Source organism: Paenibacillus polymyxa M1, assembly GCF_000237325.1.
Taxonomy (GTDB): Bacteria; Bacillota; Bacilli; order Paenibacillales; family Paenibacillaceae; genus Paenibacillus; species Paenibacillus polymyxa_C.
In genome coordinates, this window is the sequence record NC_017542.1 from 3541648 (window position 1) to 3553948 (window position 12301).

The 12301-nt window shown below is 44.3% G+C and carries 14 protein-coding genes; 3 read left to right on the plus strand and 11 right to left on the minus strand.

Annotated features, from left to right (window positions below):
* Positions 1–115 precede the first annotated feature (115 nt).
* The 6 genes from PPM_RS15975 to PPM_RS30170 form a co-directional block, all read right to left on the minus strand.
* Positions 116–460 carry a winged helix-turn-helix transcriptional regulator gene (locus PPM_RS15975; RefSeq protein ID WP_013371810.1) on the minus strand — a complete coding sequence of 115 codons (345 nt, stop codon included), beginning with the start codon at positions 458–460 and terminating at the stop codon, positions 116–118.
* A 242-nt stretch (positions 461–702) separates the two neighbouring features.
* Positions 703–1434 carry a ThuA domain-containing protein gene (locus PPM_RS15980; RefSeq protein ID WP_013371811.1) on the minus strand — a complete coding sequence of 244 codons (732 nt, stop codon included), beginning with the start codon at positions 1432–1434 and terminating at the stop codon, positions 703–705.
* Between the two features lie 19 nt (positions 1435–1453).
* Positions 1454–2422 (minus strand): sugar phosphate isomerase/epimerase family protein, encoded by a 969-nt coding sequence (locus PPM_RS15985; RefSeq protein ID WP_013371812.1) that lies wholly within the window; start codon positions 2420–2422, stop codon positions 1454–1456.
* 78 nt (positions 2423–2500) lie between these two features.
* Complete coding sequence (locus PPM_RS15990; RefSeq protein ID WP_013371813.1) at positions 2501–3583, minus strand: Gfo/Idh/MocA family protein; 1083 nt, start codon at positions 3581–3583, stop codon at positions 2501–2503.
* Positions 3576–4343, minus strand: a complete 768-nt coding sequence (locus PPM_RS15995) for a sugar phosphate isomerase/epimerase family protein (protein ID WP_013371814.1) — start codon at positions 4341–4343, stop codon at positions 3576–3578. Before PPM_RS15995 ends, PPM_RS15990 begins: the two co-directional genes overlap by 8 nt.
* A 33-nt stretch (positions 4344–4376) precedes the next feature.
* Positions 4377–4523, minus strand: coding sequence for a hypothetical protein (locus PPM_RS30170; protein ID WP_228392863.1), 147 nt, complete (start codon positions 4521–4523; stop codon positions 4377–4379).
* A gap of 307 nt (positions 4524–4830) precedes the next feature.
* Between PPM_RS30170 and PPM_RS16000 the strand changes: the two genes are divergently transcribed.
* Positions 4831–5649 (plus strand): AraC family transcriptional regulator, encoded by an 819-nt coding sequence (locus PPM_RS16000; protein WP_013371816.1) that lies wholly within the window; start codon positions 4831–4833, stop codon positions 5647–5649.
* An 85-nt stretch (positions 5650–5734) separates the two neighbouring features.
* Here PPM_RS16000 and PPM_RS16005 read toward each other — a convergent pair whose 3' ends face one another.
* The 5 genes from PPM_RS16005 to PPM_RS16025 form a co-directional block, all read right to left on the minus strand.
* Entirely contained in the window at positions 5735–7219 is a 1485-nt protein-coding gene (locus PPM_RS16005) for an alpha-N-arabinofuranosidase (protein ID WP_014599997.1), read from the minus strand.
* A gap of 324 nt (positions 7220–7543) precedes the next feature.
* The gene (locus PPM_RS30525) at positions 7544–7822 is read right to left on the minus strand and encodes a hypothetical protein (protein WP_013371818.1); all 279 of its coding nucleotides are present in this window, start codon (positions 7820–7822) and stop codon (positions 7544–7546) included.
* A gap of 99 nt (positions 7823–7921) precedes the next feature.
* Positions 7922–8242, minus strand: coding sequence for a hypothetical protein (locus PPM_RS16015; RefSeq protein WP_013371819.1), 321 nt, complete (start codon positions 8240–8242; stop codon positions 7922–7924).
* A 55-nt stretch (positions 8243–8297) separates the two neighbouring features.
* Positions 8298–9242: a Gfo/Idh/MocA family protein gene (locus tag PPM_RS16020; protein ID WP_013371820.1), complete on the minus strand. Its 945-nt coding sequence runs from the start codon at positions 9240–9242 to the stop codon at positions 8298–8300.
* 161 nt (positions 9243–9403) lie between these two features.
* Positions 9404–10093: a TerC family protein gene (locus PPM_RS16025; protein WP_013371821.1), complete on the minus strand. Its 690-nt coding sequence runs from the start codon at positions 10091–10093 to the stop codon at positions 9404–9406.
* Between the two features lie 351 nt (positions 10094–10444).
* Between PPM_RS16025 and PPM_RS16030 the strand changes: the two genes are divergently transcribed.
* Both PPM_RS16030 and msrA read left to right on the plus strand, forming a co-directional pair.
* The gene (locus PPM_RS16030; protein ID WP_013371822.1) at positions 10445–11062 is read left to right on the plus strand and encodes a TVP38/TMEM64 family protein; all 618 of its coding nucleotides are present in this window, start codon (positions 10445–10447) and stop codon (positions 11060–11062) included.
* A 181-nt stretch (positions 11063–11243) separates the two neighbouring features.
* Positions 11244–12215: a peptide-methionine (S)-S-oxide reductase MsrA gene (msrA, locus tag PPM_RS16035; protein WP_013371823.1), complete on the plus strand. Its 972-nt coding sequence runs from the start codon at positions 11244–11246 to the stop codon at positions 12213–12215.
* Positions 12216–12301: the final 86 nt, after the last annotated feature.

The following is a 12301-nucleotide window of genomic DNA, read 5'->3' on the forward strand; positions in this document are numbered from 1 at the left end:
AGTAGCAGGGCGCGCTAAAAGCTATTAAGCCGTACTGCCTACCTCAAAATAAAAAAACAGCCTTTTCCTAGGAAGAGGCTGTTTTGCTATGAGAAATACTTAATGAGTTTGGTGATCATCTAATCCATTCCTCAGCCCAAAATTGAATCTGCTCCATAACCGGCTGAAGTGCACGACCTTTGGTGGTTAGCTCATATTCAATGCGGACAGGAGTTTCCGGATATACATGGCGTGTAAGAATCCCTTCATTTTCCAGATCCTTCATCCGCTCTGATAACATTTTGTCACTCATTGTGGGAATCAGATTGGAAATATCCTTAAACCGCTTGGGACCGCTCATCATGGATTGAATAATCAATCCATTCCAGCGCTTACCCAGACATGAAAAGGCGGTTTCAAAACGCGGACACATTTTTGTAAATTGCGGTTGACTCTCCAAATTTTTCACCTTCTTTTGCATTTCGGTTTGATAAAGCTTTCCTTTTGTTAGTATATATCATTTTAGCATACTTTATCCCGAAAGAAAACACTTTCTTAAATTTAATACCTGTGCTGATAAAGTTGCCATGACCAAAACTGATTATACAACAAACCAATGGGCAGGTATATGTCTAATTCGTTAAATACAAAAAGGCGGAATCCCCAGAGGTTCCGCCTTTAAACCTGTTATTTATATAATTCATCAATATGTGATAATTGTAACTATACCAACACTCCACCAAGCGGCCTTACCGGTTCACTTCTACCATATACTGGTTTTTTATTACTTGTCGGTGAAGCCCAACGGATGCTGTTAGCAATGACCTTCAAAATATCAGGCTGGTAATACGTCGGATAGGTCTCATGCCCTGGTCGGAAATAAAATATTTTACCACTGCCTCGATGGAAGGTGCATCCAGTCCTAAATACTTCGCCGCCTTCAAAGTTACTGATAAAGACTAGTTCATCCGGCGCAGGAATATCAAAGAACTCGCCATACATCTCTTCCTGCTCTAAGAGAATTTTGCCGTCTATTCCTTCCGCAATAGGATGTGACGGATTTACTGACCAAATAATCTCCTGCTCGCCTGCAACTCTCCATTTTAAATCACAACTAGTGCCCATCAGAGCTTTAAATGGCTTGGCGAAATGGCCTGAGTGCAATACGATGAGGCCCATTCCTTCCTGCACACGCTTGACGACACGCGCTGTAACTTCATCGCTCACCTGATCGTGGGCTTTATGTCCCCACCACAGCAGCACATCTGTGGAATTGAGGATTTCTTCTTCCAAACCATGTTCGGCATTCTCACGCAAAGTAGCTGTTCGAATGGCAAAACCTTCATCTGCCAAGCCGTCAGCCAATGCTTGGTGTATGCCGTTAGGATAAATCCGTTTGGCTTCTTCATTTAACTTTTCGTTCAAAAATTCATTCCAAATGGTGACGTTAATCATCACAGTTCCCCCTATTAGGTTAGACCCACCACATCTCGCTCAGCGGTTCTTCAATCAGGACCTGGCGAAGATTATGGACAGCTTTAGTAAAGCCTTCTTCCACGGACATCAGACCGTCTTCATGCTCAATACTTACTACATAATCGTATCCCACCAGACGCAGAGCACTGATAATATCTGCCCAGGTTTTTACATCATGACCATAGCCCACAGTACGGAACTGCCATGCTCGATCTAACATATTCGTATACTCCTGCATATCGGTAAGTCCGTATTTATTAACATTGATCGGATCAATCGTCGTATCCTTGGCATGGAAATGGTGAATGGCTCCCTCTCGGCCTAAAATTTGAACCGCCTGTACGGGATCAATTCCCTGCCACCACATATGGCTCGGATCCAGATTAGCACCAATGACCTCTCCTGCCGCTTCACGCAAACGAAGCAAAGTTGCTGGTGTATGAACGGAGAAGCCCCCATGTAACTCCAGCCCTATTTTAACATGGTGATCTGCTGCAAATTTACCCGTTTCAGTCCAGTAAGGAATAATTTTATTCTCCCATTGCCACTTCAGCACTTCCTGGAAATCATTAGGCCACGGAGCCACAGGCCAGTTTGGATACTTCGCATCCTCGTGATCACCTGGACAGCCTGAGAAAGTGTTCACAACAGGAACTTCCAGCTTTTCTGCCAATCGGACGGTTTTAAGAAATGTGTCATGATCTGCCTGTGCCAAATGCTTTTGTGGATGAAGCGGATTACCATGACAGCTAAGCGCGCTAATCGTTAATCCCCGGGATTCTACTGCCTTTTTAAAATTTTTGAGCGCCGTATCGTTCTCTAGCAACTCATCAGGCTTGCAATGCTTATCTCCCGGGTTGCCACCTGTTCCGATTTCTACAGCATCCAGTCCCTGAGAAGCCACATAATCCAGCGCCTCCTCCAATGAACGTCCACCGAACAACACCATAAATACTCCAAGTTTCAAAAGAAATCCCTCCCTGTATCATATGTGAAAAAAGCTGCTTTCATTATAGTGATTGTCTATTCGGGATCATTACAAGGCTTAGTCAAAATAAACTGCTTTTCCTGTACGGGCCGATTCATAGATGGCTTCCAAAATTTCAGTAACCACCAGTGCCTGCTCCGGCTTCACAAGGAGTTCTTTGTCGTCCAGAATAGATTCAATCCACAGACGGGCTTCACGGTCTGCCTCATTTTCCGTTTCACCGGAGTAAAAGGCCACTCCTCCTGCATCTAGATCTATTTTCGTGTCAAACAAGCGGCTGTTCTTTTCTCCGTTAATACGCAACCCATCCTGCATATCTGCTCCACCCTCGGTACCGCATAACAACGTCTTGGCTTCACCAAACTCTACAACATTTAATGCCCAGCTGGATTCCAATACAATTGTGGCTCCATTTTGCATGGTGATGAATCCAAAAGCTGAGTCCTCTACTTTAAATTCATCAGGATTCCACGGTCCAAAAGCATTGGCTGCATTTTTTCGATCTCCCAGCTTATGGAAGGTTGAACCTAGTACACTTTTAGGCTTGTAATTATCCATCAGCCAGAGTGTCAAATCAAGTGCATGTGTGCCGATATCAATCAGCGGGCCACCACCCTGTTTCTCTTCATCCAAGAACACTCCCCAGGTGGGAACCGCACGGCGGCGTAGAGCAATGGCTTTACCAAGATAAATCTCACCAAGCTCTCCTTGCTCGACCAATTGCTTCAGATACAGACTGTCATCACGATAACGATTTTGATAGGCAATGGATAGCTTTTTGCCTGTACGGTTGGCCGCATCAAGCATTTCCCGTGCCTGCTCAGCAGTTTTAGCCATTGGCTTTTCACATAATACATGCTTACCTGCCTCAAGTGCCGCTACCGTAATTTCTGAGTGCGAGTCGTTAGGGGTACATACATGCACAACTTCAATGTCTTTATTTTCTAGCAGCTGACGGTAGTCGCTATAAACTTGCGATCCTTCAGCACCATACTTTTCAGCAGCCTCTTCAGCACGTTCCTGTATAATGTCACAGAAAGCAATGATTTCTGCTCTCTTTTGCTTGGCAAGACTCGGCAAGTGTTTACCGTTAGCAATGCCCCCACAACCGATAATCCCGATCTTGAGTGTTTTAGACATGAATATTTCCTCCCTGAGCTGCGTATTGTTGGAGCCACTTCATACTGGTTTCAATGCTTTCGATTGAAGGATTTGAGCTGAAATCTTGTTCCACAACAACCCAATCCACACCTGCTTCAATAGCGGCATCTGTAATGGTCTGAAGCTGCACTTCTCCTTGGCCTAACTCTACAGTAACTGCTTTTTGCTGCTCGTCGCGTGCCATATCCTTTAAGTGAATGATAGGCAGGCGTCCACGATATCGTCCAATGTATTCCACTGGATCATAGCCCCCATAGTATACCCAACAAGTATCCATTTCGACCTGTAACAAATCATCGGGAACCGCATCATATAAAGCATCGAATACCGGGCGATCATTGATTTTCTCTGTTAGTTCAAAATCATGATTATGATAAGCCAGTATCAACCCATGCTCCTTTACTTTTTCACCAATACGATTCAGATTAACAAAAAGGTCATCCCACTCCCGCTCTTCTTCGGTTAAATAAGGAACAATGAGGTACTTGTTGCCCAATTCTATGTGATATGCAATTTCCTCATCCAAATGATGCAGCAAGCGGCTGTATTGTATATGAGTTCCGACAACTTCCAGATTTAGTTCATCCAAAAGCGCCCTGACATCCTTGGCACTACGCCCAAAGAAGCTATGAAACTCAACCCCTTTATAGCCCAGCTCAGCTACCTTGCGCAATGTGCCTTCAAAATCCTGTTCAAGCTCTTCCCTAACTGTGTATAATTGTAATCCTACTTTAGTCAATCCCCTTCACCTCTTCGTTAGGATGAATTTTCATTATATCTGTTCCATTACACCTGCTTGCCCGCCTCTGGTATCGCACATCTGCAGTGCCTGGCAGCCAGGTACCGGCAGATAAAATGCAAACTCCATCTCAGGCCGAAGCATCGATCTATCCACTTTGTATACGTTTACAGCACTCAATTTATCGACCCTCTCCTTGGCCCTTCCATTCAATAGATCACCAAAGGTCACTACTTCAAAGGGCGGGTTGGTTTGGAGAATTTTAAGATATACCGAGCTAGTGTTACCACAGCTGATAATCCCGGCCTTATTCGTTTTACGTCTTCACACTCCTTGGCCTCTAACATGTACTTTCTCATCTAACATGTAAGCTTTACAGTTCACATGGTATTCTATTTTGCTTTCGTTTAAAATGAATAATATGATTAAAACATGAACAATCTGGTCAATATTTGAAACAGCCATATGCCCAAAAGGAGTCATCATCATGTCTATCATTGAGCCTTGCCAGGTTCTTACCGCAGGCTATTCCTTCCACCGTAAGCCCTTTTATTCGAACCAGCCTGATGGAATCAAAAATTATTTATTCCGTCTGCAAACAGATGGACGCTGTCAAGCACGCATTGACGGGAAAATGACACGGATTGAGGCAGGTGATCTGCTGCTGTTCAATCCGACCGAGCCTTATGAACTGGATATTCACAGTGAGTTGAACCCCATGGGAGAGCAGGTTGTAGAAAGTGGGGATTATCACATTTTTTTCGGTGGCCCCTGGGTAGATGAGTGGTGGAATCATCACAAACGTCCCAACCGAATTAAGGTTCAGCTCACAGAAGCCCTGCTTGGCCTATTTCGTCAGCTAGTGCTGGAGCAGCGGCGTATTTCTAATCCTTACCCGGAAATATCCAGCTATTACATACGCATTTTATGTTTGGAGTTTGACCGTATACTATCCGAGCAGCCCATTGCTACTCATCACAATTATCTTGCTTATCAGATAAAAAATTATATTGAAGAAAATGCATCATCTAATTTTAAGCTGGATGACGTGTCTTCACACGTCGGAATCAGCGTATCCCGAGCAGTACACCTGTTTAAGGAAACGTTCGATACGAGCATTATGCAGTACACACTGGACATCAGGCTCAACATGGCAAGGGAGCGTATCATTTTCAGTCCCATGTCACTGGAACAAGCCGCAGAATCGTCAGGATTTGCAAACTACACATACTTTCACCGTGTGTTTCGTTCCCGCTTCGGTATGTCGCCTAAGGAATTCAGACTGATTCACCGCGAGCAATTGTAGAAAAAAAGAGAGCGTTCAGGGGAACGCTCTCTTTTTTCTAACAAATCATTTAACGGGTGCTGCCTACATACCACAATCTAATTTTTTAAGGAGCGATTGTCAGCATCACAACCGACATCGGTGGCAGTGTAACATCCAAATGCTGACCTTGCAGCTGATAAGATGTAAAAGTTTCCTTTTTCACACGCTCTGGCTGATCAAATGTATTATGTGCCTGCATATCGTTACTGGCTAAGACAACACCATTAATCTTCTTAACCTCTTCGAGCCCTCTTAGCTCAAGGCTCAAATTTGCCGATTCGCCCGGATGGACATTGCATAAGCTTATATGAATAAAGCCATCTTGAGCCTTAGAGGCGGACACACTTACTTGTGGGATGGAGTCTCCATCATACTTATAATTGCCTACCTTCGCATGAATAGCCAGTGCTTGTGCATCCTGATGCACTTTGAACATTTCAAATACATGGTATGTCGGGGTCAACAGCATAGCAGGGCCTTCAGTTAGAACCATCGCTTGCAAAACGTTGACCATTTGAGCAATATTCGTCATCTGCACACGATCATGATGATTATGGAATATGTGCAGGTGTAGTCCGGCTACCAGCGCATCCCGCATCGTATTTTGCTGATACAGGAAGCCAGGATTGGTACCTGGTTCGGTCAGGAACCAAGTTCCCCATTCATCGACGATCAGCCCAACCCGTTTGTCAGGATCATATTGGTCCATAATGGCAGAGTGGCGAGTAATCAATTCATCCATGTGCAATGATTTTTTCATCGTCTCAAACCATTCTGCTTCATCAAAACCGACTGCGTGTCGTTTCCCTTCCCAACTCCCCGGTATTGTGTAGTGGTGTAGACTCAAACCGTCCATAAGGTGCCCGGCTTCGCGCATCAGTACTTCGGTCCAACGATAATCATCCACATTCGCCCCACCAGCTATTCGATAAATGCGATTCTCTCCATAATTACGGACATATGTCTGATAGCGGCGATACAGGTCAGCATAATATTCCGGGCGCATGTTACCGCCACAACCCCAGTTTTCGTTACCAACTCCAAAATATTTGAGCTTCCATGGTTTCTCACGACCGTTTTCCTGACGCCATGCAGCCATAGGGGACTCCCCGTCAAAGGTCATGTACTCTACCCACTCCGACATTTCCTGCACTGTACCACTGCCTACATTCCCACAGATATACGGCTCTGCATTCAATAGCTCACACAATTGGAAAAACTCATGTGTACCAAAATGGTTATTTTCAACCACACCGCCCCAGTGCGTATTTACCATTCTTTTGCGGTTTTCTTTCGGTCCGATCCCATCTTTCCAATGATATTCATCGGCAAAACAGCCCCCTGGCCAACGCAGCACAGGAATGTTCAGCTGTTTGAGCGCTTCCACCACATCATTTCGAATTCCGTCAGTGTTAGGGATTGGAGAGTCCTGTCCCACCCATAAACCTTCATAAATGCATCGTCCAAGATGCTCGGCAAATTGCCCATAAATATTTTTATTAATAACGCCCTGTTCCCAATCGGTATTTACAATAATAGAACCCTTCACCACAAAACCTCCCAAACATTAAAATTGTTGAAGCATCACAAAAATGATTACGCTTTCATAATCGCATAAATTGCACTCACACTACCGTTCTCTTTTCGAACTCTAATATTACACATTGTCACACCTAACAATCCTTTTATTAATATAAATATTAATAATTAAACAAAAACATTTTACGTGTTTAATATATTTTATTGTCTACAATTTGTCAATTGCTAACAACAAAGTCCAAGCAAACCAAAAAGGTCTGCCATTAAGGCAGACCAGGGGATGACTACTTTAGCCTGTAATCTCAGATTTAATTGAGTCTGGGCTTTGCATTTTTCAAGCTGATCCTTGCCAACGTGAACCATGGTAGCTGGGACAATTTTGAGTTACTGCCAAGGCACGTATACGAACAATACTTCCACTAATGCCACATGTGTGACCGGACATTAACTCATCGCATTGTGCACAGGCCAACAGTCTGGCTTTGTATACTTCATCGTTTACACAATCCATTTTGGGTCTCATATTGTTAAGAATTCTGGTAATTTGCTCTTCCGATAAAGCGATATCTCTTTCACAGCCTTTACAAGTACTTGGCACAGGTATATCTTCCATCGTCAGCTTACCCTCCCCGATCAACAATATCCTCAGTAAAAACAGTTTATTTCCACGATGCCACGAATGACTTTGCCAGATGCTTTATTATAGGTGGACTTATTTCCGTTCCGACGGGAGCTGGGCGGCCGCCTCGGATACGACCATCGCCAAGTCCTCATTTCCGAACATGGACAGCACCCCTAATACCGTATCCAGCGGAATATCACCTGCTTCTTCGCGCGATACAGTCAGCTTGCGTATTCGCAGCAGACGCTCGTTGCTATCCTGCTGCGGATACGCTGCACGATATAATTCCTCTGGCTCCAAGTCGTTATTGATGCACCATTGAGCAAACACAAGGATCATCATATCTTCTTCTTGCTTATAATTTTCAATGATGGCTTCTTCTACCTGTTTACCGCGGTTGTTTTCTTCCATTGATACATTTCTCCTTCAACCTAATTCTTGATGTCTGGATCATCATGGTTCGATATTAATCACTCAAACCACTAATCAGTTCTTCCGCTAGCATATGGCTTTCCAACACTTTTCCAGCTTGTATAGCACACTCCTCCGGACGATGAATATGCTCCAGAAAATGATTCACCACCCCGGTGAATCCCCGTCTTTCCAATATTGTCTCCCAGCTTCCAAAAGTTTGCGTTCGTGATAAATTATTTTTTTGCATGAAAATAGCCTGTTCCATATTCGTGACTTCAACAGACCGTCCTGCCCCGTGAAGCTCCAGCTTCTCTATGTCAGCTCCTGCCTGTCTGCTCATACTGTATGTACCGGCAGCATTCCCCAAACGCAAAGTCCCGAACGCAGCGTCCATATACCCTTCACTTGTTGTATCCAGACTACTATGTAGTAGCTCATAATTATCGCCACCCAGCCACAGTAGCAAATCAAGCATATGAATTAAATCATCATAAACCGTCTGTGTCGCCGGTCTACGATCATATCCAGTTCGGTGTTTAATCGCCGCACATTGACTGAAACCGCCCACTTCCTCTAGCCAAGCTTTTGCAGCCACATAGTGCGGAGCAAAACGTCGATTAAAACCTACCGCCAGCAGTACAGCCTGTGCTTCCGCGAAAGCAGTCATTTCCAAATTCTGACGAACATCATAGGACAATGGTTTATCTACGTACACCGCTATCCCTTTTTCAATACACGCCATAACTAGGTCAAAATGAGCTTCGGTGGCCGCATGTATAAATACAGCTTCCGGCTCCCATGCCAGCATTTCCTTCACGTCCGTCGTTCCTCTTGGTAGTCTATACTGCTCCATAGTAGAACTGACCGGCTCCTGTGAACGGTTCATCACTCCTACAATGTCTACGCCTTGGTGTGCAGCCAGTAACGGCAGATACACTTTACGAGCGATTCCACCTAATCCTGCAATAGCTACTCTTGTCTTGATTTGCTTGTCCATATCGTTCCACCTCTAATCACTCATTTCATCTGTTGTCTAGTTTACATGGAAGTCCGCTGACAAGCAAAGAAAAGAGACTGCTCCTGATCCAGATGGATCTGAGGAACAGCCTCTAAGACTTGAGTATCCAGCTCAGCCAGATTACTTCAATATAAGTTAGCTTATGCGTGCAACGCTTCTTTTTTTGTTTTCTCACTTTTTACTTTTTTAACACGCATCCCGATGGCTACAACCAGAACTACAATCAAGGCTTCAAAACCGTATTTAACGACTCCATTTGCGAACCAGTGTGCAATTAATGGCTCGGCCACCACCATTTTAGCAGCGGTATACGCTAATACTGCGGCTCCAATCGTGATCACTACTGGGTAACGTTCTGTCAATTTCAGAATAATCGTGCTTCCCCACACCATGATCGGAACGGAGATTGCCAGACCTAGAATAACCAGTAGCATATTTCCATGAGCGGCTCCCGCAACAGCAAGCACATTATCGAGTCCCATCATTGTATCCGCAATAATAATGGTACGAATCGCTGCCCACATCTGATTTGTAGCTGAAATTTCATGTTTTTTCTCTTCGACCAACAACTTATAGGCGATATAGATAAGGGCCAGACCCCCAACCAAACGCAATCCATATATTTGCAGTAAGTATGTGACCAGCACTGTAGCAATCACACGAATGATGACTGCTCCGACCGTTCCCCAGATAATGACCTTCTTTTGATTGGCCTTATCAACATTCCGCGCCGCCAAGCCGATTACGATCGCATTGTCACCAGCTAGCACCAGATCAATAATAATAATGGACAATAATGCGGTTAAAAACTCAATTGACAAAAAATCCATACGTTTCTCCCACCTTCTTTGTTTATTTGTTATACTGTACATAGTTCAGCGCTTTATACTAAAAAAGCGCCATTTCGCGGAATCCGGAAACGGCGCTTGACCCAATTTTGGCATCAAAAAAAGACCATTTACCCGGATTCCTAAAATCCTGGCAAAGGTCTCGCTTACAACATTACGTTGCCAATAAAGCCGGGGATTAAGAATCCCGTAATGACGACTTTACTCGCTGAGCTACTCCCCTTTGGGAACTATTCTGTTAGTGGCAGTATAGCATACATTTTTGGGAATGTGAACCCTATTTTTTTCTGTATAAGCAATAAGCCGAACAGGGATATTGAAAGAGGTATATAAATGAAAAAATGGTTACTCCCCGCGGCTTATGTTTCGCTGCTCTGCATCGCGTTTATCTACAGATATGATTGGCTCGCCTGGGCAAACAAGCAAACCTCCTTTCCGGTTCTGCTATTGCTCGCATTTTTATTCGCGTTAATTCCGTTTATCCCTTACAAGCTGATTATCGCTTCCATTGCTTATGCAGCAGGAGCCTGGCAAGGTGCTTTGATTTGCTGGCTTGGCACTACTTTGGCTGCGTTGGTCGTTTACAGTGCTGTACGTACCCTGTTCCGTGACAAAGGACGTGCATATTTGGAGCGTGTTCCCGCACTGGAGCGCTTCAATCAGGTCATGGAGAAAGATCCTTTTACTGCTGTGCTACTGGCTCGCCTGATTCCAGTCATTCCTCAGGCAGCTGTAAATGTATATGCCGGAGTAGCAGGGTTTCCATTTTGGAGCTTTATGCTAGGTACAGCGATCGGCAAACTTCCCGCAATTGCAGTGTATGCTTATGCAGGCGGTACCTTTGCGGAACACCCAATCACGGGTTTGCTTATTTTGCTGCTATATACTGCACTGGTAGGTGGAGGGTTTGTACTTTACAGAAAAAGAGTTAGGCGCGTCAACAAAATATAACACTAATGAGTTTGTGCCGCTTCTGTAGAATGTTTCATTGCAGTTTTTGGGACACACTACAGCTACGCAACTGAGTACTTTCTGGTGTTTCGTTGGATTTTGCAAAAATCCCGTATATAATTTAATTGTAAGCTATTTAAATAACAACTAATTAAACATTCTCAGATTGGAGTGATAAAATATGAGCACCAACAATCCAAATACGGTAGAAAAAGCAACTTTTGCGGGTGGCTGCTTCTGGTGCATGGTCTCCCCTTTTGAGGAAATGCCCGGTATTTTGAAGGTTAGATCTGGATATACAGGGGGACATACCGAAAATCCTACCTATGAAGAGGTATGCTCTGAAACAACGGGACATGTGGAAGCCGTACAAATTACATTCGACCCTCAAGTGTTCCCATATGAAAAACTGTTGGAGCTATTTTGGCAACAGATTGATCCAACGGATGAAGGTGGACAGTTCCACGATAGAGGTTCATCCTACCAAACGGCTATTTTCTATCATAATGATGAACAACGGATCAAGGCAGAGGCTTCCAAAGAAGCTCTCGCTCAAAGTGGCCGTTTTGACAAGCCCATTGCTACATCTATCCTGCCTGCGGCAACTTTTTATGAAGCAGAAGAGTATCATCAGGACTATCATAAGAAGAACCCCGCTCACTACAAACGCTATCGCAAAGGCTCAGGACGTGAAGATTTTATTGAGCAAAATTGGTCTGCCAAGATTGATAAATCCGATCTTAAAGACCGGCTGACGCCTATTCAATACGAAGTAACACAAAAAAACGCAACCGAGCGCCCATTTCAAAATGAGTTTTGGGATCATGAAGCTGAAGGCATTTACGTGGATATCGTATCAGGAGAACCTTTGTTTAGTTCACTGGACAAATATGATGCGGGTTGCGGCTGGCCTAGCTTTACCCGTCCGTTGCGCAGTTACAATGTCAAAGAAAAGACCGATCTCAGCCATTTCATGATTCGTACCGAGGTCCGAAGTCGCGAAGCAGATTCCCATTTAGGGCACGTATTCGATGATGGTCCAGGTCCAGAGGGTTTGCGTTATTGCATCAATTCTGCCGCGCTCCGCTTTGTGCCTCAGGAAGACTTGGAGCGTGAAGGATATGGAGCCTATAAGTCATTATTTGAAAAGTAAGTAGCCGTAAAAATAACGAGGCTGACCCGGAATCTATCTGTATTCGATGATCACGGGTCAGCCTTTTTTTGATATGGTAGCGCATC